Here is a 22,797-nt window from a genome sequence, read left to right as displayed (position 1 = left end):
CCGGATGCATTCCTCGCCCGCCAGCTTGCCCACGGCGATGCGCGAGTGCTGCAGTTGCGGATCATGCTCGGCGGCGGTTGCCCTTTGCTGTGAAACCAGAGCAACTGCATCAAGCGCAAGACGCCCCAGACCTTCGGCATTGGCAAGCCGGTCAGCGGCAAGTACCGGCGGGATATAGCGCGCGCGCTGCGGTAAACTCTCATCGCTATAATAGCTGGCCTTGTCACTCATGAAAGGCGTCTGGCTCATCATTTCGACGCCCCCTGCAAGAACTGCGTTGGCTTGTCCGCTGCCCACCATGGCAATGGCCTGTCCAATAGCGGACAATCCCGACGCGCAATAATTGTTGATCGTGAGCGCGGCTACGCTGTCGTCCAACCCGGAATGGAGTTTGGAGATGAGCGCAATGTTAGCACCCTGCGCCCCGCTCTGCGTCACGCAGCCTAGCAACAGCGCCTCGGCCCTTTCTGTTGCACTCCCCCTACGATCCTTCAGCGCCTCAATCTGCGAACGGACGAGCTCCTGCGGACTCAGATCTGCGAGCCCGCCGTCGAGCCGCGCCTTGCCGCGCGGCGTTCGGACAGCATCAAACAGGAAAACATCTGGCACGCCTTAGACGCCGACTACAAAGCTGACTGAGGTAGTTGCACTGCCGCCTACATTGAAGGTAGCAAAGTTCTTTGCGCCTTCTACCTGATAGTCGCCAGCATTACCTGTTACCTGTCGCCAGCTGTCTAGCATCATGCGCACGCCCGTTGCGCCGACCGGATGGCCTAACCCTATCAGCCCACCTGATGGATTGACGGGAAGCTTGCCACCAAGCGCAATCGTGCCGTCCTCAACGGCACGCCAGCTCTCACCGGGAGGCGTGATGCCGAAATGGTCGATCGCCATATATTCTGTGATCGAGAAACAATCGTGCACCTCAACGCCGTCACAGCCATAGACGTCTTCCATGCCGGCGCGGCCGAGCGCGTCCATCATGGCCTTACGCACCGACGGAAATACATAAGGCTGACCTCGGCTAGCATTGACTTTGGTGGAATAGAGCAAGGGTGCGGTTGCATGTCCCCAACCCTTAATGCGCGGGATGCTTTCCAGCGTGATGCCGCGTCTTTTGGCATAGCGTTCGGCCACCTCACGGGAAGCGAGGAAGATGGCGGCAGCACCGTCGGTCACTTGACCGCAATCAGCCTTTCGGAGCGACCCTTCGATTGGTGGGTTGGCTTCATCATCGTCGCTGAAGAAAGGTGCATCGGTTTTCCAGCCACGGGTTTGTGAATTGGGGTTCTTTTTGGCGTTCGAAAAGTTGATTTCCGAAATACCCCGCAGATGTGCGCGGTCGAGCCCAAAACGCTCCTCATATTCGGCCGCGAGGTTGGAAAACATGAAGGGCCACAGGTAGCGTGCCTCTTGCGCTTCTCGTCCAGCCCATGCGGCTGAGCCGAGATATTCCGCAGCACGTTGTCCGGGGACATTGCGCATCAACTCAATGCCCAACACCAGCGCAAGGCCGTATCGTCCAGCCTCAATCTCAGCACTTGCGGCCAGAATGGCAATGCTGCCGGACGCGCAAGCCGCCTCATGCCGCGACGACGGAATGCCAGCAAGATCCTCATGGACATGCCCGAAAAAGCCACCAAGTTGTCCTTGGCCTGCAAACAGCTCGCCGACGAAGTTACCTACATGCGCTGTCTCTACGTCCTTTGGTTCAATTCCCGTTGCGGCAAAGGCGGCCTCCGCTACATCGCGGAAAAGCTCGAACATCCCTCCGCCTTCGCGGTCAATATTGCGGGCGAAATCGCTCTGGGCGCCGCCCAAAATAAACACTTCTGTCGACATCTCAGCTCTCCATCATCTTCAGCGCGATGTTGCGCACTTCGCTTCGCATCACCTTATTGGTTACATTGCGCGGCAGGGCCTCAAACCGGAACAGGCGTTCAGGCAGCTTGAACACAGCGAGATCTTGCGCACGAAGATAGGCGGTCACATCCTCCAAGGTCACGTCCTGTCCCTCGCGTGGAACGATAGCAACACCGACCCGCTCCCCCAACACAGGATCGGGCATTGAGAAGACGCTGGCTTCGCCAAGCAGCGGATGTCCGCCAAGCAGCTGATCAATCTCTTCAGGCGAGATATTGACGCCGCCGCGAATGATCAAATCTTTGCATCGGCCAGTGAATTTTAGGAACCGGCCGCCCTGCACAATCTCGAATAGATCGCCGGTTTTGAACCAGCCATCTTCAGTGAAGGCGGCCGCGGTCTGTTCGGGGGCGTTCCAATAGCCTTCAAAGACCGTTGGACCCCGTATCTGTAATTCGCCGGAAACGCCTTCGTCTTCGATCACGGCACTGCCATCCGGAGGAACTAGGCGAGTTTCCGATATCCGCTTAGGATCAGCGCCATAATAGGGCTTTAGATCAAGACCGTTGGGGAAATAGCTCGCTCTCTCAACGGGATCGGGAACGGTATCAGGCGCCGTAATCAGCGACATACCCTCATTCGATCCGAAAATGTTGATAACTGGAAGGTTTAAACGTTCTTGAAACCCCTGAACCATTGCAGGAGCCAGCGGCGCCGAGCCTGATCCAATGGTGCGCAGGCTCGAGAGATCTACCTTCGCCAGCAATGCCTCATTCTGCAACAGCATATTCAGCACGGCGGGCGGCGCAATGGTAAAGCTGGGACGTTCGGTTGCTATCTGCGTTAGATAGACCTGCGGATCGAACGGATGATGCAGCACCATCGTACCCGCAACGCGCAGCCAGCTCATCATCACCCCGCCGATCGACCCCATATTGATCAATGGGAAAGGGTTCAGCATGACTTCACCATCCTGCAGCTGCGAGGTGATGTATGTGGCGGGCGCAATGCCTACCCAATGATTATGGCTGCGTGGTACACCCTTGGGGATACCGGTTGTCCCCGATGTCCAACAAATGGTGAAAACATCATCGGCATCAATTTTTGTCGCCGCACAATGGGCACGAAGCAGTTCAGGCCTCGCAGGCTCGGCATCCAGATCAATGGCGTCGCTGGGTGCATCAGGACCTATGGTCATCAGCTTTATGTTGCCGCGCTGCAACAAGGGGCGCACCGTCCCGATATGGTCGGCGCCTTTCATCTGCGTACCACAGATGAAAGCCTTGGGCTCGACGATGCCAAACATCGCCGAAAGCTCATGTGTGCGATATTGGACTGCAACCGGGCTGACGATTGCCCCGATCGTAGCCGCGGCAAAGTAAAGGGACACAAATTCGGTCATGTTGGGCAGCTGGATGACAATAACATCATCCTTACCGATGCCTGCTGCAAGCAGTGCCCCGGCAAAACGCTCCACCTCTTCCCGCATTTGAGCATAGGTCAGTCGCCTTGGTGCACCAAAGGCAAAGTCGGGGCGGTTAGGCGCATCGACGAGCGTCAGCCGCTCCGGGTGTTTTGTAGCATTGGCGAAAAACAAGTCGGCAAGTGTCTGGTCTCCCCACCATCCCGCTTCGCGAAAGTTGCGCCGTTTTTCCTCTCCCGCGACGATCATTTCAGGCTGCTAATACAGTGTTTGGTCCCATGCCGATGTCATCGCCATTGGCCCAGGCCGAATGTGTGCCCGAACAAAAGCGCTCGGGCAGAATGATACGACACACCGGACCAGCTGCGAAATTCTTGGCATCAATCAGGACGCATTCGGACCGGTCATTCTCGACATCTGCGATGAACGAAACGAGATAGCCGTCATCTTCGTCCTTGGCATTGATACGGGGCGCAAACGGGCTTTCGCTGCCATAGCGGCCGGGACCGAAGTTGATTTCCTCGCTTCGACCCGTTTCCAGGTCATGTTTCACCAGCCCCGTGAACAGGAACCAGTAAGGCTCAGGAACAGCCGAATAGGCGTAGCGATATTTGCGCCCGGCATATTTCTGGTTGATCATGCCAAATTCGAGGATGCGGTCATCGAGACGCTCTTCTATCGTCTCCCCTGTTTTGAGGTTGAACCGCCACCGGTGCAACTTTGGTTTCATTAGGCCTTGGCTCAGGTAGGCCATCATCCGTTCCAACCCATCCGGCGCATCGGGATGTGATTTGGGCTGAGGCTCTTCCTGATAATAACCGTCAAGGATGATCTCGTCACCTTCTTCCCAGGCATTCAACCAATGCAGTGTGTATGTCGGCTCTGCCTCGAACCAGCGGATATCTTCAGGCTGCCCCATGCGCGGGATAATACCAAACCGCGTCTTTTGATCGGAATGAAACTGCACGACGTGCAGGTTGCGTTCGAGCAACGCAGGTTCCCAATATAGTGGCATATCATTGACGATGGCGTAGTTTTTGGTGAAGGCCATGTCGTGCGGTAGGCGCGGCCCCGCAAGTGGGACCGGAATATAGTGCTTCAGCTGATTGTCCGGACCGACCACGCCGTAGTGCATATAGGGCGCGTGCTTGGAATAGTTGAAAAACATCAACTCGCCCGTCGCTTCATCCACTTTGGTATGCGCGGATACACCGTCTAGGGGAACCCAGCCTTCGGTGCCAAACTGATCCAACGTAAACGGATCAAGGCGATAACCCTCTCCGCATTGGTAGAAGGTAGAGAGTATCTTGCCGGCATGCACAACGACATCAGTTGACGACGAATCCTTCAACCACTCTTGCGCCCCCCAGCCAGGCCTGGTCGACTTGTGCGGCGGCTCCATCAAGCCCGCCCAAAGCGCTTTGCCAGCTTCTTGTTCCGCTTGGAAGCCTTTGGTTCGGACAAATCGGTTGCGATAACTCGCCCTACCATCTTTGAAACTTATGGCATGGATTTGACCGTCACCATCGAACGGATGGTAGCGGCCTATTGGTTCATGAACTGGAACTTCGCCGGTGCGAACATAAACGCCATCTATATCATTGGGAATTGTACCGATCACCTCGGCGTCGCCATTGGCGAAGGTCGCGTTCCATTCGTTGAACGTCGGCGTCCACGCGCCCTTCATATATGGGTGATCAGTAGATTTGAGCGTGGACCTGACTTTACCTACAAGTTCGATTGTCATCGCTTCACTCCTTCATATCAAAGCGCGGTAGCGTGCATGCAAAATCATACTCCGCTTTCAACCGGGCAACAATTTGGGCCACTGGCTCAATGGCGGTTACTGCCCCAACTCCTTGGCCCGCAGACCAAACATTTTTCCAGGCCTTCGAATTGTCCTGCGTATTTTCGAAATTGGGCTTTTTGTCTTCCGGCATGTTGGCCGGGTCGTACCCGGCCGCAATCAGACTTTTTCGCAGCCAATTTGCGGTGACGCCGGTAATGCCTTTGGAAGGTAGAATATCTTCTGCACTGGCGCCAACGACCATGTCCTTATAGGCTGGATCAGCGACACTTTCCTCGCACGCAATAAACGCTGTGCCTAAATATGCGAGTTCAGCGCCAAGTGTTTCAGCAGCACGGATGGCACGGCCACTGGAAATGGCCCCGCCCAATGCAATGGGTCCGTCCCAAAATTGGCGCACTTCTTCTACAAAAGCAAAGCCAGCCGTCAGCCCGGTATGGCCTCCGGCACCAGATGCTACCAGCACAAGGCCATCGACGCCCGTCGCCGCGGCCTTTCGAGCGAAACTAACCGAATTGACATCGGCAAAGACCAATCCGCCATAGCTGTGAACCGCATCCACAACGCGTGCAGGGCTACCAAGGGCTGTAATCACCAACGGTGGCTTGTGTTGCAGCACGCATTCCAGATCCGCTGGTAATCGATCGTTGGATGGATGAACCACTAAATTTACAGCCCAACAGGCGGCGTTCGGACTGTCTGCCAATTCAGCAACAATCTGCGCCATCCACTGGTGAAGAATTTCAGGCGTTCGGGCATTCGGTGAAGGAAAAGAACCGATTATTCCTGCCCGACAAGCCGCTATGACCATTTCTGGGCCGGACACGAGAAACATGGGCGCGCTAATTGCCGGCAACTGTAAGCCGCGACTAAGATTAGCCTCTAAACCCATTAAAAACCTCGGAATCAATGTAAGCCGAATATAGCTTGCACTATCATACTTTAGCACCTAGGAATAGTTGCGCAAGTGAAATCAGTAGCAACTTGGGCAGCCTTTGATACGATAAGGGGGGTTCATGGTTCGTCAATTAATCCAGAAAAATTCGTTGTTACAGCAGATGGTTGCAGTTCCAGCGTCAGACCCTGCACAGTCATTAAAACGCTCAGTGCGGCCGAAGTCGGGTCTCAGATTAGTCGTCGCGACAATCGGCCTGCTGGGCTCATACGCATTGCTGACGACTGAAGGCAAGGGGCAGATTCAACAGCCCACCTCAGTGGTCCTAAGCTCCGCAGAGACCGATCCTGTTACAATGGGTTGGATGCAGGGAAGTCCGCCACCGGCTGATAAAGTGATCAAATTTGAAGACGGATCCTTTAGCCAATTTCCGCAGACGCGATGGTCTTTTTCGCATTATCGCGAGCTATTTCCGACAGCGCGGGTAACGCGCGGTCCAGGCGCGATCGCCCCCTTGATGCGCGCCATTCGCCGCGATCTTGATACTGTCGCTTTTACGCCGCTCGGTCAGTCATCCTCAATGACTTGGGCTCAGGCGTTTGAGGCTGTTTACGGCGATGCTGTGATCATTCTCCACCGCGGGCGTATTGTGTACGAGAGATATCATGGAGTGACAGATGGTGACACGGCGCATATCCTGTTTTCGGTGTCAAAATCCTTTTCGGGGACGCTGGCCGAAATGCTTATCGCAAACGGTCAGCTTGATGAAAATGCCAAAATTGTGCGGTATGTTCCCGAATTTGCTTCCAGCGGCTTTGGCGATGCGACGGTCCGCCAGATTCTAGATATGACGACGGGGCTGGATTATTCGGAAAATTATTTAGACCCAAAGGCGCAGGTTGTGACATATGCGTTTTCCGCAGGGGCTGCCCCAAGACCCTCGGGCTACTCTGGTCCCAGAAACATTTTTGACTTTCTTAAGACCGTTGCCAAATCGGGGGAGCATGGTGGCGACTTCGTATATAGAACAGTGAATACTGAAGTTTTGGGGCTCTTGCTGACGCGCGTTACCAACACGCGATTGCCCGATCTTTTGAGCCAACATATTTGGTCCAAGCTTGGTGTTGAACATGATGCGGATTTTGTAGTCGACTCCAGCGGCGTGGCCATAGCGGGGGGCGGTTTGAACATGACCCTGCGTGACGCGGCGCGGTTTGGCGAAATGATGCGGTTGAACGGAAGGTTCAACGGACAGCAAATTATACCGGCGCGAGCAATTGCTTCTATACGGCGTGGAGCAAGTCAAGCTGACTTCGCTAAGGCCGGCTATGCAGCACTTCCCAACTGGAGTTATCGCAGCCAGTGGTGGATCAGCCATAATGCCCACGGCGCCTTCACTGCACGGGGAATTTATGGTCAGGCGATTTACATCGATCCTAAAGCCGAAATGGTGATCGTTCGTTTTGCCTCTAATCCAAAAGCCGCCAACGCAAATTTTGACTCGATTTCATTGCCTGCCTATCAAGCCATCGCCGAACGGTTGATGCAACCTGAAGTGCGCGAATAAAAAAGGTAATGTGATGGAAGAAAATACCATTCGGGCTTGTTCGATATGGCGCGCATTAGACGTAGTGGGCGATGTTCCAGTTTTACTGATCATGGAACGCGCCTGGTTAGGTGCTCGTCGATTTGAAGAGTTTGTTGCGCAGACGCGGCTGGCCCGCTCAGTCGTCAGCGGCCGCTTATCAAAGCTTGTCGAGGCACGCATCTTTTCCAAAGAAGCAGCAGAGGGTGGGCATCGTCATGTCTACAGATTGCTGCCCATGGGGCGAGAGCTTTTTCCCACTGCCCTGATGATATTAAGGTGGCAACACCGCTGGGAACCAGTCCGACGCGGTTTTAACGTGCGTCTCGTTCACCGCGACTGCGGGCATGCTATGGAGCCCACGCCAGTTTGTGCGCACTGCAATAAAGAGATTGACCCTCGTTTTGTGAGTTGGCAGCCAGGGCCAGGATTGACACAGGTTATACCGGATTATCAGAAGCGCCGAAAGCAAACTACCGCCGCAATTGCTCGGCGCGATGCGAGCGTAATGGTCGATTCAGTGATTGAGCTTTTCGGTGACCGCTGGGCGACGTTGATCGTCCGCGCCTGCTTTACGGGCATTTATCGCTACGATGATATCCAGCGTGATACTCTAATGGCTACCAATATCCTTTCGGACCGTATTGATCGTCTTTTGGCTCAGGGTATATTGAAGCCAATTCTATACTCCGCGCACCGCCGCCGTTTTGAGTATCGACTGACCGATAAGGGACGCGATCTCTACTGCGTTCTACTGGCACTCTTGAAATGGGGGGATACATGGTTTTCAGATGAACTGGGGCCGCCTCTTCTTTTGACCCACAATCCTTGCGACCATGCGCTGGAAATGAAGATAGAGTGTAGCGAATGTCGCCAGACAGTCGATTTTTACAATACAAGTTTTGAACTTCCGAACGCCGATAACTCGCTTGCTTTGGTTTAACAAAAAACGAGTTGTCACGCGGTCGGTTTAACAAGCAGGAACGAATTGGGTGCGCAGATTATGACACAGATAAAGCCCGCCAGCTTTCGTGACGCCCCGTTCCGCGAGGCACAGTTTATGCCGGTCGCGCTTGATGTGGAGCGGCGGGACGATGGGACAGTGATCTTACGCAGCCGGGTTGAGCTTGGAGAGTATGAACCTAATTTGGCTCTGGCTTTTACCAAAACTGCAGAGCGTTGCGGTGCGAAGCCTGCTCTGGCAGTGCGGAACTCTGACGAGAACTGGGAGTATACGAGTTACGCCGACCTGAAGCATTTGGTCGATGCTGCCACCCAGTGGCTGATAGATAACGTCCCGCGTGGTGGCGTTATGGTAATGATGACACCCAATGGTTTGACTGCAGCAACCATGACGTTTGCCGCTTATGCTGCCGGTGTTATCTTATGCCCGGTGAGCACTACCTTCGGCCTGACTGGCGGAGATCATGTGCGTCTGCGGCATGTCTTAGCCAAAACGCGACCTGACGTTATTGTTCTGGATGCCAATCCGAAATTGGCTGCTGCTGTCGTATCCTGCGCAGGTGATGACGTTGCCATCATCACAGCAGATACGCAGACGGTAAACCGGAGGGCGATTTCCTTATCAAGCGTTTTGGCAACCACGCCAACATCTGCAGTAGTGAAGGCCATCGCAAATATCGACCCTGAGAATACCGTGTCTTATATGCTGACATCCGGATCGACCGGTCTACCCAAGATTGTTCCGCAGTCCATGGCTGCAACGGCGGCATGCGGGCAGCAAGCTCTGGTTGCTATCGGTCGGGCCGCTGACTGGGGCGGGGTGATTGTAGACTGGCTGCCTTGGCATCATGCCGCAGGTGCTTCTGTCCTGCGTTCGACAATGCTGCAAGGCGGGACACTTTATGTGGATGATGGAAAACCGCTGCCAGGACTTTTTGATCAAACAATCCGCAACTTGCGCGAAATTCCAATAGCATATTTCAGCAATGTGCCGCTGGGCTATTCCATGCTCGTCGAGGCAATGGAGCAAGACCCTGTATTGCGGCGGACCTTTTTCAGCAAAATGCGCTTGATGCTCTACGGCGGCGCAGGGCTGCAGCAACATGTATTCGACCGCCTACAGGAATTTGCAGTCGCAGAGACGGGCCATCGCATCCATATGACGACGGGTTATGGCATGACCGAGACCGTCACCGGGTGTATGGTTATTCATTACCCGACAGAGCAGGTGGGGATAGGCCTTCCGACACCTGGGCTTGAGGTGAAGCTTGTGCCTCAGGATGCCCGGTTCGCAGTAAGGCTGCGCGGTCCCAATGTCATGCGCGGCTATCTGGACGAACCGGAAAAGAACATGGAAGTGTTCGATGGAGAGGGCTTTTACCGTACGGGCGACCTGGCGGTGTTCAGCGACACAAATAACCCGGAGAAGGGACTAGTGTTTGCTGGACGCCAGTCGGAAGAATTTAAACTCTCAAATGGCACATGGGTCTATGGCGGGAGCCTGCGGGCAGCGCTTCTGGAAGCATTGGATCCTCTCGTAAGTGACGTTGTGCTTTGTGATGATGACCGCGAATTTCTGACGCTTTTGGCATGGCCGACTGCGCATGCTTCCGACCAGCCGCTCGCAAGCATCGTCAACCGATTGCGCGACTTCAACCGCACGCAACAGGGTGCTTCCGCCATCATCCGCCGCGTCGCATTGTTAGATCAGCCGCCTAATGTCGATGCACAAGAAATTTCGGATAAAGGTACGATCAACCGGCGGGCGGTGATCGACGGTCGTCATGAAATAGTATCACGTCTTTATGCCGCGGAACCCGATGACGGCATTGGAATTGTCTGATTGTTTTTGGGAGACATTATATGACAGTAACCGAGATACTTATCATCAACGCACTGGTTCTGGCGGGCTGTTTTGCGATGTTGTGGTTCATCAGCCTCAGGACGCGGGACGTTACCCCGGTTGACAGTTTTTGGGCGCTTGGGATGGTGATTATGGGACTGACGACCTATGCCCAAACGGCTGGAGCGTCGGATCGCAAGTTGCTGTTGCTTACGTTATGCGCGATCTGGGGCCTACGCCTCGGCATTTACATGCTGCGCCGCTGGAAAATGGACGGGCCTGATCGCCGCTACCAGACGATGCTCGGCAAGGCTGAAAGCCAAAAAGGGTGGGGCTTTGCAAAATCGTCGCTGCGGATGGTATATCTAATACAGGCACCATTATTGTTTATCGTATGCCTGCCGGTCCAACTGGGCCAGATTGACGCACAGCCAACTGTTGGGCTCCTTGGGTATTTCGGCGCGGGTTTGACGGTGGCGGGTATCTTGTTTGAATCCATTGGTGATTGGCAACTGGCAAAGTTCAAAGCGAACCCCGCCAATGACGGCTTGGTAATGGACAAGGGCCTGTGGCGTTACACGCGGCACCCAAACTATTTCGGGGATGCCTGTGTATGGTGGGGGCTTTACGCAGTCGCTTGTGAAACCCCGACTGGCATCTGGGCCTTGCCAGGCCCCATCCTCCTCACCTGGACACTCACAAAATGGTCTGGTGTGCCGACAATTGAAAACCGGATGAAACGCAAAAAACCTGGCTATGATGCTTATGTGCGTCGCACGGCCCCGTTTGTTCCTTGGTTCCCCAAGCGCGATTAACGACCAAAAACCCGCAACGCGCCGCTTTCCGCGGAATCAATATACTCGTCGAGCCTAGTGATTAGCCCATTTTCGATGCGCACTACGACGCATGCTGACATTTTCCAGGGTGTACCGTCGGGAAGCGTTGCCTCAAGCACATGTTGTTGTAGGAACCCGTCTTTCAACGCTTCGCGGCGCACTACTCGGTAATTGCGATCAGGTAGTTTCGCGATAAACCAATCCAGAACCGCCATATTTTGGTCAACGGTCTGTTCAATATTGTCGGTATTGTGCCAAAGTTTGGCATCAGGCGCATAACAAGCACGAACCGTTGCTACATCACCGCTTTGGATTGCACCGACGAATTTTGCGGCGAAGTCGAGTATTTCCTGTTCTGTCATAAGAGGCCTTTCTTCTTTTGGTTCCATCATTGATATTCGGTCTGTCTACCTGAAATGCGCACGCCATGCGGCGGGGGGCTGGTAGGCGAAGAGCCCTGGCGGTGCTGCAACAACATCGGGAATGGTGCGGATCGCAACCGCCACGGTGGCGTCTGATAGGGCGCGTGAGGGCGGGGCGCCTGCGTCAGCCTCACTTATATCAACACGCATATTGATATTGGGACGGCCCGTGATGTCCACAGTCCAGTGGCCAACATTGGCACCGCCATGCAGGTTAGGGTCGGCGGTCCACAGGATGGAGAGCGACAATAAAACGCCATTGACCATTTCGCAGTTCCAGCGCCACTGCGTCGCTGCCACAGTGCCCTTTGCAATTGGCCCAGCTGTGATGACCATGTCCGCTGGCGCAAGCGTTAGCTGATGATCAGGCAGAATTTTCTGAACCTCTGTTCCCATCGCATGGGCTGAAAAATACAAGACCTCACTGAACAATGCCGTGTAAAGCTCCGCAAGAGGACCTGCGCGAATGTCACTTTGGGCTGGGTCGGTCCCAAGCCCCATCAGTCCGAAAACAAATTCTGGTGAGGCCATGGCAGACGCGTCGACCATCTCGCGCACGTCTATTTTCTCCAGATCCGCGCACAACGCTGTAGCTGCAAGAGCGAGCCGCTCGACTATAAGGCCTGGGTTTACGCCGACACCGGCGAGCGTTACACCACCTGCGAGGCACGCCTCCTGTAAGCGGCCCGCGTAGTTTGCGCCTTGCGCAGCGGGCCAATGGAAACCCGCCGTGGAAATAACATTTTTTCCAGACTCAAGTAGGCGTACGACGTCATCGACCAGCGCGTCATAAGGTAAGGTAATGCGAGGCGTGTGTATAACCACATGGGCGTCCGTCGCAAGAATATCGTCAATGAGATTGGTAGTGAAAATACCCGTTTCAGGACGGCGAGCCAGTTGCCCAGCATCCACGCCGACCTTGCTCGGGTTGTAAACAAAAACACCCGCAAGTGCGATTTCAGGATGATCGACAATCCGCCGAAGCGATGTTCGTCCCATAGAACCGGTTGCCCACTGGATGGCGCGAATCATTGGATACTTCTCATGAGGAGCATCTTTTGGTTGGCCTCACTGTGGCTGTTGTTTCTTTTAAAAATCATGCCAAGTTTAGCGGTGGTGGACAAGGATGATATTCGACCATAATTGCTACCTCCAATTCGTTTGCGCCTGCTTGACATAATCGTCGATTGCTTTCAAAGGTCAATAGAATAGTTCGTTTATGCAAGTTTAGTTTATTTAGAAAATCCCAAACACAAAGGGCTAATAAATGGCGCATTGGCTTAATCAGATTGCCGCCGGGGTTATGCTGGTGGGGAGCGCGATAGGCGCCTCGGCGCAGGCGCCAAATACACAAGAAACGCAGGAGAAACCTATGACGGCCGACCCAAAGATTGAAGTTGTCCAGAATATGATCGACGCCTGGAATACGCGCAACTGGCAGCGCGTTGGCGACTTGTTCACTGAGGACGGCATTCTGCATTCTATGATGACTGACCCTATTGTCGGCCGAAAAACGATCAGCGCCAGAATCTCGGCCATGGGTGCAGGCATTTCCTCGATCACTTTGCACATCCGCAACATCGGGAGGGTGGGCGACGTCGTCATTATCGAGCGGGTCGATGAATTCGTCTACAATGGTCATGAGGGCAAGGTGCCGGTGGTCGGCGTTCTCGTGGTTGAGGGTGACAAGATTAAGGAATGGCGGGAATATTATGATCATGCGCAGCTGTCTAGCGCGATGGGTCTTCATTCACATGCTTTGAAGCCGACCTCTACCCAATGATGTCAGCCTGCCATGAACTAAAGCGATCGAACGCCCGGCCAATGACATAACAATATAAGGACACGATACATGAAAATTGAAGGTTCTGTTGCCTTAGTGACCGGTGGAAATCGTGGTATCGGCCAAGGGTTTGTTGAAGAATTGCTGGAGCAGGGCGCTGCCCATGTTTATATTGGTTCACGGACACTTGCAGACGCCGAGGCTCTTGCAGCGCGGGACCGGGCGCGGCTTACCGCAATCGAACTAGATGTGACGCGAGAAGATCAAGTGGCTGCAGCTGCGGCACGATGCACGGATGTCAATTTGCTCGTAAATAACGCCGGCTCTTATGGTATGACGACATTGATGACCGCCCCAGACTTAGGGGCTCTGCGTACAGAAATTGAAACGAACTGTATCGCTATGATCTCCATGGTCCGCGCCTTTGCGCCTGTCCTTAAAGCCAATGGCGGCGGCGCTGTTGTCAACGTGCTTTCGGCCGGAGCTATTGTCGCGGTGCCCGTTATGGGCGGTTACAGCCCTTCTAAATTTGCCGCACGCGCAGCCTCAACTTGCCTGCGCGCTGAACTTGCGCCGCAAGGCACGCATGTCGCGGCGCTAATTGTCGGTTCGGTTGACACGCGCATGTCGGAGCATATCACGGGCCGCGTCAAGGCAACGCCCCGCGACATCGCCCGCGCAGGTATTATTGCCGTGCGCCACAATATTGATGAACATGATACAGATCCCCACGCGATAGAGGTTCGGGCATTTACCGCGCGGGATCCCCATGGTTTAGCGGCTTCAATGGCTAAACCTTTTTTACTGGCTTGACCAAAAAAACTAGAGCAGAGTAATCTGCTTTAGCGTCATATTGATGGCCGCGAGATCATCTCTTTCAGCTCGTCGGTAATCGGTGCGCCGTCCTTCATCTCGGAGCTGATACGGCCATCAAAATATTCGCGCCACTCGCTGACCAATTTACCTCGGAAAACGAAAACACCGGCATAAGGTATGACGATATGCCGTCCCGACTTAGTCCAAAATTCATCAACACCCTCGACGAATATCCGATCCTGTGTTTCCACCGCATCGAACATCCGCCAGGCGCTAGTTTCGATTACGGGTGCCATGGTTTCCAACACAGCGCGCATGGCAGCCTTACCCTTTACAGCAGGCCGGTAACCACTGGTGTTTCTCCATACAATGTCATCGGTCACATGCGCTAACACAGCCTCGACATCGTGGTTATGCCAGCCGGTGATGATCGCCTTCAATGTTTCGAGCATATGGTCTCTCCTATTTTTGCCGGCAATCGCCGGGCTGGCACTTGCCAAAATGGCAACACCTGCCGCAGCAATGACGGAGCGGCGTGTAGTTAAGGCCACCGGTTGGTTCATAGATCTGTTCCTAGAAAACTGAGACAAAGTTGGCCGGGACAACGCTTGCCCCGGCCGCCTCGCATCAGAACTTGGCACTCAGCTCCAAACCATAAGTCCGCGGTGGTGCATATGAAGACACTTCATCGTGGAAAAACACGATGATATTCGTCCGGTAAAGCTTGTTGGTCATGTTTTTGGCAAAAGCCGCCAAGCTCCAATTCTTGTTAGGCAGGTTAAGAGTAGCGCGCCCGTCAAGCGTACCATAGCCCTCTTCAAAAGTGGTATTTTCGGGTGCCCAAGGCATTCTGCCTTGATAGCGATATGCCAATCTAAGGGTCAGGGCATCTTCCCAACTGCCAGAGCCGATTGATGCCTCGGCGCCCACCGCGATCTGGAATTTAGGTGTCCGCTGCAGCTCCTTGCCGGTGTTGTTTACGCCAGCAAAGGTGAAGCTGTCGTAAGTGGCATCAAGATAGGTGCCGCTCAGCCAAGCCCGCAATTGTGGCGTCGGCGCAAATTGAAGATCGGACTCGATGCCTTTGATGCTCGCACTCGCAGCGTTGCTGATGACGTTGCAAAGACACGAGGCCAACGTCTGCTGAACTTGTAGGTTTTTGTATTCCATCATGAAAAGCGCGGAGTTCCAGCGCACCGAGCGGTCGAACAATTCTGCCTTGTAACCAACTTCATAGTTGGTGACGTTTTCAGGTTCATAGGCGGTATTAGCTGCAACGTCCTTCGACGCATTGTTTTGAAAGCCACCGCCCTTAAATCCGCGGGAAATGGTGGCATAGGCCATCATGTCGTCATTGGGTGTCCAGGTCAAAGTCGCTTGCGGCGTCCAAGCGTCCCAAGATTTGCCATAAGGCGTGTTGAAGGGGACCGTAAGGGGGGTCAGTGGAGCGGTGTCGGTGGGCTTGTAACGGTCGCCCGTTGCAACGACGAAGCCTTGCTGATTTCCGGTCTTACTATCGTGGGTATAGCGCACACCGCCGTCCAACTTGAGCGTGTCCGACAGGCGGTAAGTAAGCTGGCCAAATACGGCATAATCTTCGTTATGTCCGCCATCGGTCCAGTGAGATTCGCCGCTCAGTGTTGGAAGCACGAGCGATTCACCCCAAAAGCGGTTGCGTTGTGTGACGTTGCTCTTCAGGTAGAAAGCGCCGACTATCCAGTTGAGCTTAGCGCTATCATCGGTGGACTGCACGCGGAGCTCTTGCGTAAAGAAATTGCCCGTTTCACGGAAGTTGACAGGTTCAGCGAAAAGCAAACTTGCCCCAACACTCGCTAGTTCAGCAGACGTGAGATTGAAACCATTGTCCGGTCCAAGACTGGTCTGATCGTACAGCGTAAAGGATTTGTTGTTCCGATAGCCGGTGTTGCTTGTAAGCTTGATTGATTGGTTTAATTCTTGTTCCAGCTTTAGAATGAAGCTGTAATTGTCGCGCGTAGCGGACTGTGGGGTCGGGGCAGCGTCGCCTTTAAACTGCGGCCACACTGGGAAGCCTTCGCGCGGGCCGAGCGTCCTGCCAAGCCGCTGGCTGATCAGCTTGCGTGTTCCCGACCAAATGGTAGCGCCGGGAGGACTCGTGGGGCTTTCGACGCCAACGCGGAGAACGCCATCGTCACTGGTTTGCGAATAATCCGCAATGAACAAGGCATTGAAGCCCGATCCTGCGGGCTCATAAGCCAATTGGAAGCGCGCTTGCGTGGAATCCAAATTTTCTAGATCTACATTATGGAGGATATCCCGGGCATAACCAGAACGATTGATAGACTGGAAGGAAATGCGGCCAGAAATGTCGTCTGTTATTGCCCCATTGATAAATCCATTAAATTGTCGAAGGCTGTAGTTGCCAATGGAAGCGCTAACGGCACCCGAAAACTCTTGGCTTGGCTTGTTGCTTATGATGTTGACGGCACCACCCGCGACGTTTTTACCCAGCAACACGCCCTGAGGCCCGCGGACGACTTCGATCCGTGCCACATCGTAAAAGGCGGTGTTCAGGACCCCGGAGCGGGCCACGTAAACATCGTCAACAAAAGTTGATACAGATTGGTCGGCGGTTGGCCCAGTCAGGCGCGTATTCACAACACCGCGAATGTTAATCTCGTTTGCCTGCGGCGAGTTTGCCGTGAACGAAATGCCCGTCATGGTTTGGGCTAGGTCATTAATCGAAAGGACCCGATCTTTTGCCAGTGTGGCGCCCGTTATGGCTGAAATCGCTAATGGTGCATCTTGCACATTTTCTTCACGCTTTTGCGCGGTCACAACAATCTCTTCGAGATTTGATGCCTTGGTTGTACTTGTTTGGGCAACTGCCGCGGCAGGTAATGCTAAGCCAACGCTAAGCATTACCAATGCTGATGATGTTTGCAAAAATTGTAGTTTCATAAAACCCTCCCAAGGTAAACGTGATCCAATCTTAACGCCGAATCACTTGCATAAACAAACCTAGACTGCCGTTATGCGGCAATAGTTTGATTGTGCAAGTGATTAGTTATCACCAGCTAGGCCTCCCAAAGCGAAAGCGGAAAATGCCGCCTGCCGGATCCTTGTAACTGTGCCACGCAGAGTTAATTTTCGACACTTTCTGCGGCTCCGACGAGCAGCGTGAAGGGCCTGCGGGCTGCAGCCAGCGCCGCAACTCCTAATGGAATAGCGACCGCGCATAAGATACCGACCGCAACGCCGATCTTGGTTGGGTCCTTCAGCCAATGGTCACTGATAAGTGCCGCAACCGTTGGGCCGATCGTAAAGGCAACGAGGTTTCCAATCAGAAAATACAGCGCCAGCACTCGCGCGCGCAACCGGTTCGGCGTTACGGATAAAAAAGTTGCTGCGGGAAGGCCTTGGAACAGGCCAAATGCGCTGCAGGCTAATGTCAGCAGTAACACTGCCATGGCGCTGTTTTCGGCAAATGGCACCGCTACTGCGAAAGGATAGCACAGGGCTCCGCCGAACATCGCCACCCTTAATATTCCATCTTTGTGTCCAGCTTTGGTAAAGTGGTCGGTCATCCAGCCGCCCAATAGAACGCCGCCTGAGCAGCAAATAAGTAAGATAGAGCCGAAAACGACGCCCACTTGTCCAATCTCCCACCCATGGGCGCGGATCAAGAAAGCCGGGGTCCAAACAAGGTAAGCGGCAAGCGCTACGCCAAGGAGCGAATAACCAGCCGTTAACAGCGACAAAACAGCCCATTGCTTGCGAAGGAACGGGAGCAAGGCTTGCGAGGGGCTATCTATTTCGGGGGCAGCATCTTTGCGCGTCGGTTCGCGAACCAAGGCCATGGCAAAGATCAACAGCGGTCCGGGCAGGCTAACTATCAAAAATGCCAGTTGCCAACTCTTAAGAGTGCCAACCAATGGCAACGTCATGGGTGGCGAAGAGACTGCCCATTGAACGACTGCACCGCCTATAATCAGGGCAAGTCCTACGCCGGCTATAGCCCCAATTGAATAAACACCCATCGCGCGTGCGCGACGTGCGGGGGGGAAGCTATCAGCTATCATCGAGTAGGCGGCAGGTGACAGGCCAGCCTCACCGATACCGACGCCGATCCGCGCCAAGAATAAAGTGAAGAAATTGTTGGCCATTCCGCAGGCTGCGGTCATTGCACTCCAGACTGCAACGCCCAGCATGATAAGCTTTTGCCGCGACCAACGGTCGGCGACCCACGCAAGCGGTATTCCCATCACAGTGTAAAACAGCGTGAAGGCAAGGCCGCTGAGCAAACTGAATTCAGTGTCATTAATGCCGAGGTCTTGCTTTATGGGTTCCACCAGCAAAGTGATGATTTGGCGGTCAACAAAAGCCGTGGCGTAGCAAGCCATCAGGACGACAACACCAAACCAAGCGCGGCGTGGATTTGGCCAGCTGGCAGCCTCGGCTGAGTTGGACCCGGCCTTGACGGGAGTATTCCTATTTGGCTGGATCTCGGACGAGACAGTCACTTTACAACCCTTGCACAACTCATCCGATTTTTGGCCCTTTGGCCGCCAGAGCTCGCCGACGATCTTCATCAAGGCGGGCAATCAATAACGGGACCGTTGTTTGCGGCTGACGGGTATGAGCATAAGCGTGCGTGGAGCGTTGCTTGCGATCGAACCAGACACGGTCTGCAATTGCAGTGGGCCTCGATGCTGCCAACCATATGATTGTATCCGCCGCCTGCGCCGCATTGCGCAGTATCGGCTTCAAGATCTTCCGAAACGTTGGCAGCGATGACCGAACACCCGCCGTGTCTGCCCAGCCGGGATGTACCACATAGGCTTGGACACCCCGCTGGCCATAAGTGTCGCGCCAGTAATCAGTCAGAGCAACTTGGGCGCGCTTGTGCGAAGCATAGGCGCCAAAGCCATTGTAGACTTTCTTATTTCCATCCAGCATTGGAAGGTTGAGCGGAACGTTAAACATTCCCCCGGAAGTCACATTTATGATATTTGCGCCCTTCGAAAGGCAGCCGATCTCAGCCAAGGTTTCCGTAAGGTGGAAATGACCCAGCAGGTTCGTGGTGTAGGTTGTTTCAAAGCCTTCGTGCGTCGATGAGTAATCGCGGTTCAAGATCCCGACGCAATTGACAAGGACGTCGATCTCAGTTGATTGGTTCCAGTGGCGCGCCATTTCGTCAATCGCAGCGACTGACGCTAGATCACACAGCACTGGATGGATTGTCCCTGCCAGCTCCACACTCTCTGAAACGAGTGATTCAAGTGCGTCGAGGTTGCGACCAACCGCAAATACCTGCGCACCTCTTCCCGCAGCCATCAGCGCGACTGCCTTGCCGATACCGCCCGAGGCACCCGAAACAAGCCAGCGCTGGCCGGCAAAGTTGCCTGATATTGGTCTGAAGGGAAGCAATCTCGCCACATAACCGATGCGCGTAAACGAGGGGGTGAAGCGCACGTAGAATTTCAAGGTTTTTGAAAGTCCCTGCAGCATTTTTGATATAGCCATCCGTAAAATCTCCCCCTGACTTGGAAAATGCATACTTGAAGTCAAATTCTATCTGTAAGGGACATGCCCGACGCACAGTTACTTGCATAAACAAACTATCTGCGCAAGTAGTTACCGAATCGAGGTTCCATCGCGTTGATTCTCGCAGAGAAGTGGCCCATTTGTGGTGTAATTTCACTGAAATTTGGCTCATGTTTGAACCACACCCTGACTGACTGGGGGATGTTCCCCGTCAGCACCAATGGCACAAATTCGATGTTGTGTCTTAAGCACAGGTCAAATGAAGGCCCCTGCAACACATGTTTTAAAAATATCCTGCGGCCAAAGCAGTTGCCAAGGTGTATATAGCTGTTGCTGGACATTTTGTCCCACAGTGGATGGCTTTATGGTAAGCGAATTAAATAATTAAATAATTAAATTATGATATCAATAACATAGCTGTTATCAGTTATATCCACCACCGCGCACGACGCAGTCCGCGAAATCTCACCTTTCCAGGAACTTCTGTTGTTGGGCGACAGACAGCTGACGAGTGAAGAGAGGCTGGAAAAGATACGGACAAACTTGCGTAAACTAGTCGGCAGGTGGCTTCAGTTCCTGGATCTGCCGTTCAAGATTGGTCAGTAATGGTTCCACCATCGCCTCGTCCAGCCCATGGACGAGGCGGTTGATAGCCATGCCTTCAATCGTTTGCTGCGATAACGCGAGCGCCAGATCGAAATTGGTGCGGTTCTTCTGCCATTCAGGGAACGCCTCGATGGACAGGGCGTATCGCCTCTCGCGAAATGCGGCCTGAGCAGGTTCGAGTATCTGAGCCAGCCCCTGATCGGTCCGCGCCGCAATCGATAATTCATGAAATGCAGTAAAACTTGGGCTGGAAAGCTGGTCCCAATAGGTTCGCACTACTTCGTGGACACCTCGGCTGGCAATATCGCCGCTGCGCCGAATCGCCCGCAGGCGCTTATCATTTAATTCAGCGATCACGGCGCGCATCAGAGCGTCGCCATTTTCAAAATGATGTAGCATCGCACCGCGAGAGAAGCCGGCCTCTGCAGCGACGCGCGAGGTGGTCGTTCTTGAATAGCCGATTTTCACGATGCAGCGAATGGCGCCCTCTATCAGACGCTTCTTGGTCTGGACGCTCTTAAGCCATTGCTGCGTAGGTGATGCGGGCACAACACGGACAGCAGATCGCTCGCTTGGGGCAGATTGATACAATTTACGCGGGATTGCCATATTTACTGCCCGTCAGACCGCTTCATGAAAGCTGAGTTCCATTTCCTCGGCGAGACACTCAAGAATTGGAGGTACCAGTCGATCATGAAAATCGATGTGCATGTGATGGTCAAACGCCGCTTCTGATTTAAACGTTGCCACGCAAAAATATGTGTTTGGCATATCTATTGATTTGAACAACTCATAGGTTTCACAATCAGGCTCTTGCGCATGCACCAGTGCGCGCAACTCTGTCTGTAGCGCTTCCAGATCGGCTGCCTTTTCTGGCTTAGCAACGAGCTTGGCAATGAATGACTTTCTCATGGGATCAGGCCTCTTGTAGTTCAGTGATAAGGGTATCGCGAAGGCGGAATTTTTGAATCTTTGACGTTGACATTGGCCATTCGCTGACGAACCGGACATGCCTTGGAAGCTTAAAGCTAGCGAGCTTTCCAGTGCAATGGGCGATGAGTTCCTCTTCGCTCGCGCTCTTGCCGTCATTAAGTTCGACAAATGCAGCAGGCACTTCAACATAACGTGGATGCGGAATGCCCGTAACCTGCGCAAGCTTGACGGCTGGGTGCGTTTGCAGCGCCGCCTCAATCTCTGCTGCGGCTACATTTTCTCCGCCGACTTTCAGCATGTCCTTGGTTCGGCCATGAAACATGATCTGGCCCTGCGCATCGAACGAACCAATGTCGCCCGTGTGGAACCAACCATCTGCGTCAATCACCTCAGCCGTTTTTTCTGGCGCGTTATAGTATCCAGCCAACATATTTGGCCCGCGAGCGATGATCTCACCCTTTTCATCACAGCCGCAAGTAGCGCCCGTTTCGATGTCGACGATCTGAACCTCCCATTCATCGAGAGGAACGCCAAGCCGCCAACCGCGGGCTTCCCAAGGGTCTGTCGTTCGGCTTGTGCAAATTGTACCAGAGCCCTCGGTCAGGCCATAGGTTCCAACCATGATCGTGTGCGGCATAGCTTTGACCATCGCATCTCTGATCCAGTCTGGCTGCACACCCAAATTAGCATTCATCAGCCGAACGCTGGACAAATCTGTTTCAGTAAATTTTGGATGTTCGATCAGATCCTGCATTATGGTTACAAAGCATGGATAAGCATGCGTAGCTTTTTCGGTTTCAAGCATAGAAAGCGCTACGCCAGCATCGAAGTTGGGGATTGTTAGATAGGTACCGCCAATGTCGAGAATTGACACAAGCGGCAGAATTCCAGCGATGTGGAAGATGGGTAATGGCGACCAGAATCTGTCGCCTGGCTGCATTTCGTAGCGCCGACCCAGATTGCGGCTGTTCCCGATAATCCCGCGGTGGCGGATGAGGCAGCCTTTCGGATTGGCTGTTGTCCCCGATGTATAGAGGATCATAGCTGTGCTTTGCGGATCAACGGCGTCGATCCGAGCATCAATCTCATTTGAGGTCTGAGCAGACAGCGGTAAGCCTAGCAGCGCAGTTCTCGCCGATACTAGTCCGGCAGGGCAAGGCTCGTCTAAGCAGATAATTGACCGGAGCTTTGGCGCTTCCGTAAGTGACAAGTTTTCTGGATCTACCGCTGCAGCAAGTGACGGGAGTGCTTCCATCAGCCGCTCGCTGAAATCGAGTGAATCAGCCACGCGACCTGTGGTGATCAGGCAGACCAGGTCTGCATCTTTTACAAGAAATGCGAGCTCTCCGGGCTGGTATCGCGCATTCACAGGCACAGCGACAGCCCCAGCCATCGCAATGCCGAACAGCGCTTCTACAAATTCAGGGCGCGTCGTCAGCAAGAGGCCCACATGATCGCCCGGCCGAACGCCGCGCGCGATGAGCGCAGCCGCCCAG

At 53.9% G+C, this 22,797-nt stretch carries 20 protein-coding genes; 6 read left to right on the top strand and 14 right to left on the bottom strand.

The genetic code is table 11. The annotated features are described in order from the left end of the window. From QE270_RS10575 to QE270_RS10555, 5 genes are all read right to left on the bottom strand, one after another. On the bottom strand, positions 1–609 hold a 609-nt coding region (locus QE270_RS10575; RefSeq protein WP_300039190.1), incomplete at its 3' end, for a beta-ketoacyl synthase N-terminal-like domain-containing protein. Between the two features lie 3 nt (positions 610–612). Beyond that, positions 613–1,842, bottom strand: a complete 1,230-nt coding sequence (locus tag QE270_RS10570) for an acetyl-CoA acetyltransferase (RefSeq protein ID WP_300039187.1) — start codon at positions 1,840–1,842, stop codon at positions 613–615. Between the two features lies 1 nt (position 1,843). Further along, the gene (locus tag QE270_RS10565) at positions 1,844–3,535 is read right to left on the bottom strand and encodes a class I adenylate-forming enzyme family protein (protein ID WP_300039184.1); all 1,692 of its coding nucleotides are present in this window, start codon (positions 3,533–3,535) and stop codon (positions 1,844–1,846) included. 1 nt (position 3,536) lies between these two features. Next, entirely contained in the window at positions 3,537–5,033 is a 1,497-nt protein-coding gene (locus tag QE270_RS10560) for a carotenoid oxygenase family protein (RefSeq protein ID WP_300039180.1), read from the bottom strand. Positions 5,034–5,037: 4 nt separating this feature from the next. Then, on the bottom strand, positions 5,038–5,928 hold the full coding sequence (locus QE270_RS10555; protein ID WP_300039177.1) for a nitronate monooxygenase: 891 nt from the start codon (positions 5,926–5,928) through the stop codon (positions 5,038–5,040). A 181-nt stretch (positions 5,929–6,109) separates the two neighbouring features. Between QE270_RS10555 and QE270_RS10550 the strand changes: the two genes are divergently transcribed. Genes QE270_RS10550 through QE270_RS10535 form a run of 4 tightly spaced genes read left to right on the top strand, consistent with a single transcriptional unit; the run spans position 6,110 to position 11,194 of the window. Beyond that, positions 6,110–7,555, top strand: coding sequence for a serine hydrolase (locus tag QE270_RS10550; protein ID WP_300039174.1), 1,446 nt, complete (start codon positions 6,110–6,112; stop codon positions 7,553–7,555). Positions 7,556–7,568: 13 nt separating this feature from the next. Next, positions 7,569–8,516, top strand: a complete 948-nt coding sequence (locus tag QE270_RS10545; protein ID WP_300039171.1) for a helix-turn-helix domain-containing protein — start codon at positions 7,569–7,571, stop codon at positions 8,514–8,516. A 60-nt stretch (positions 8,517–8,576) separates the two neighbouring features. Then, complete coding sequence (locus QE270_RS10540) at positions 8,577–10,379, top strand: AMP-binding protein (RefSeq protein WP_300039168.1); 1,803 nt, start codon at positions 8,577–8,579, stop codon at positions 10,377–10,379. 20 nt (positions 10,380–10,399) lie between these two features. Beyond that, positions 10,400–11,194 carry a DUF1295 domain-containing protein gene (locus QE270_RS10535; protein ID WP_300039165.1) on the top strand — a complete coding sequence of 265 codons (795 nt, stop codon included), beginning with the start codon at positions 10,400–10,402 and terminating at the stop codon, positions 11,192–11,194. Here QE270_RS10535 and QE270_RS10530 read toward each other — a convergent pair. Both QE270_RS10530 and QE270_RS10525 read right to left on the bottom strand, forming a co-directional pair. Beyond that, the gene (locus QE270_RS10530) at positions 11,191–11,577 is read right to left on the bottom strand and encodes a nuclear transport factor 2 family protein (protein ID WP_300039162.1); all 387 of its coding nucleotides are present in this window, start codon (positions 11,575–11,577) and stop codon (positions 11,191–11,193) included. The genes QE270_RS10535 and QE270_RS10530 overlap by 4 nt on opposite strands. 45 nt (positions 11,578–11,622) lie before the next feature. Then, complete coding sequence (locus tag QE270_RS10525) at positions 11,623–12,669, bottom strand: hypothetical protein (protein WP_300039159.1); 1,047 nt, start codon at positions 12,667–12,669, stop codon at positions 11,623–11,625. A 340-nt stretch (positions 12,670–13,009) separates the two neighbouring features. Here QE270_RS10525 and QE270_RS10520 point away from each other — a divergent pair, with 340 nt between their 5' ends. After that, complete coding sequence (locus QE270_RS10520; protein ID WP_300039156.1) at positions 13,010–13,420, top strand: nuclear transport factor 2 family protein; 411 nt, start codon at positions 13,010–13,012, stop codon at positions 13,418–13,420. Between the two features lie 69 nt (positions 13,421–13,489). Beyond that, complete coding sequence (locus QE270_RS10515; RefSeq protein ID WP_300039153.1) at positions 13,490–14,233, top strand: SDR family NAD(P)-dependent oxidoreductase; 744 nt, start codon at positions 13,490–13,492, stop codon at positions 14,231–14,233. A 35-nt stretch (positions 14,234–14,268) separates the two neighbouring features. On the opposite strand, the gene QE270_RS10510 is transcribed toward QE270_RS10515, so the two are convergent. The 7 genes from QE270_RS10510 to QE270_RS10480 form a co-directional block, all read right to left on the bottom strand. Then, on the bottom strand, positions 14,269–14,799 hold the full coding sequence (locus QE270_RS10510) for a nuclear transport factor 2 family protein (RefSeq protein ID WP_300039150.1): 531 nt from the start codon (positions 14,797–14,799) through the stop codon (positions 14,269–14,271). Between the two features lie 64 nt (positions 14,800–14,863). Continuing rightward, on the bottom strand, positions 14,864–17,176 hold the full coding sequence (locus tag QE270_RS10505; protein WP_300039147.1) for a TonB-dependent receptor: 2,313 nt from the start codon (positions 17,174–17,176) through the stop codon (positions 14,864–14,866). Positions 17,177–17,358: 182 nt separating this feature from the next. Further along, positions 17,359–18,807, bottom strand: coding sequence for an MFS transporter (locus tag QE270_RS10500; RefSeq protein ID WP_300039144.1), 1,449 nt, complete (start codon positions 18,805–18,807; stop codon positions 17,359–17,361). Next, positions 18,758–19,741 carry an SDR family NAD(P)-dependent oxidoreductase gene (locus QE270_RS10495; RefSeq protein WP_300039141.1) on the bottom strand — a complete coding sequence of 328 codons (984 nt, stop codon included), beginning with the start codon at positions 19,739–19,741 and terminating at the stop codon, positions 18,758–18,760. Before QE270_RS10495 ends, QE270_RS10500 begins: the two co-directional genes overlap by 50 nt. Before the next feature lie 573 nt (positions 19,742–20,314). Then, on the bottom strand, positions 20,315–20,977 hold the full coding sequence (locus tag QE270_RS10490) for a TetR/AcrR family transcriptional regulator (RefSeq protein WP_300039138.1): 663 nt from the start codon (positions 20,975–20,977) through the stop codon (positions 20,315–20,317). 12 nt (positions 20,978–20,989) lie between these two features. Continuing rightward, positions 20,990–21,280, bottom strand: a complete 291-nt coding sequence (locus tag QE270_RS10485; protein WP_300039135.1) for an antibiotic biosynthesis monooxygenase family protein — start codon at positions 21,278–21,280, stop codon at positions 20,990–20,992. A gap of 4 nt (positions 21,281–21,284) precedes the next feature. Continuing rightward, a partial coding sequence (locus QE270_RS10480) for a class I adenylate-forming enzyme family protein (protein ID WP_300039132.1) occupies positions 21,285–22,797 on the bottom strand: 1,513 nt, incomplete at its 5' end.

This window comes from Sphingorhabdus sp. (assembly GCF_029865925.1).
In the GTDB taxonomy this organism is placed as follows: Bacteria; Pseudomonadota; Alphaproteobacteria; order Sphingomonadales; family Sphingomonadaceae; genus Sphingorhabdus_B.
This window is presented reverse-complemented; position numbering and strand designations above follow the sequence as displayed.

Excerpts from the sequence above, each read along its gene's own strand:
- QE270_RS10495 (WP_300039141.1), bottom strand. The coding sequence starts at position 19,741 with ATGGCTATATCAAAAATGCTGCAGGGACTTTCAAAAACCTTGAAATTC.
- QE270_RS10535 (WP_300039165.1), top strand. The coding sequence starts at position 10,400 with ATGACAGTAACCGAGATACTTATCATCAACGCACTGGTTCTGGCGGGC.
- QE270_RS10505 (WP_300039147.1), bottom strand. The coding sequence starts at position 17,176 with ATGAAACTACAATTTTTGCAAACATCATCAGCATTGGTAATGCTTAGC.
- QE270_RS10525 (WP_300039159.1), bottom strand. The coding sequence starts at position 12,669 with ATGATTCGCGCCATCCAGTGGGCAACCGGTTCTATGGGACGAACATCG.
- QE270_RS10565 (WP_300039184.1), bottom strand. The coding sequence starts at position 3,535 with ATGATCGTCGCGGGAGAGGAAAAACGGCGCAACTTTCGCGAAGCGGGA.
- QE270_RS10520 (WP_300039156.1), top strand. The coding sequence starts at position 13,010 with ATGACGGCCGACCCAAAGATTGAAGTTGTCCAGAATATGATCGACGCC.
- QE270_RS10560 (WP_300039180.1), bottom strand. The coding sequence starts at position 5,033 with ATGACAATCGAACTTGTAGGTAAAGTCAGGTCCACGCTCAAATCTACT.
- QE270_RS10515 (WP_300039153.1), top strand. The coding sequence starts at position 13,490 with ATGAAAATTGAAGGTTCTGTTGCCTTAGTGACCGGTGGAAATCGTGGT.
- QE270_RS10555 (WP_300039177.1), bottom strand. The coding sequence starts at position 5,928 with ATGTTTCTCGTGTCCGGCCCAGAAATGGTCATAGCGGCTTGTCGGGCA.
- QE270_RS10540 (WP_300039168.1), top strand. The coding sequence starts at position 8,577 with ATGACACAGATAAAGCCCGCCAGCTTTCGTGACGCCCCGTTCCGCGAG.
- QE270_RS10550 (WP_300039174.1), top strand. The coding sequence starts at position 6,110 with ATGGTTCGTCAATTAATCCAGAAAAATTCGTTGTTACAGCAGATGGTT.
- QE270_RS10500 (WP_300039144.1), bottom strand. The coding sequence starts at position 18,807 with ATGAAGATCGTCGGCGAGCTCTGGCGGCCAAAGGGCCAAAAATCGGAT.
- QE270_RS10530 (WP_300039162.1), bottom strand. The coding sequence starts at position 11,577 with ATGACAGAACAGGAAATACTCGACTTCGCCGCAAAATTCGTCGGTGCA.
- QE270_RS10510 (WP_300039150.1), bottom strand. The coding sequence starts at position 14,799 with ATGAACCAACCGGTGGCCTTAACTACACGCCGCTCCGTCATTGCTGCG.
- QE270_RS10545 (WP_300039171.1), top strand. The coding sequence starts at position 7,569 with ATGGAAGAAAATACCATTCGGGCTTGTTCGATATGGCGCGCATTAGAC.
- QE270_RS10570 (WP_300039187.1), bottom strand. The coding sequence starts at position 1,842 with ATGTCGACAGAAGTGTTTATTTTGGGCGGCGCCCAGAGCGATTTCGCC.
- QE270_RS10485 (WP_300039135.1), bottom strand. The coding sequence starts at position 21,280 with ATGAGAAAGTCATTCATTGCCAAGCTCGTTGCTAAGCCAGAAAAGGCA.
- QE270_RS10490 (WP_300039138.1), bottom strand. The coding sequence starts at position 20,977 with ATGGCAATCCCGCGTAAATTGTATCAATCTGCCCCAAGCGAGCGATCT.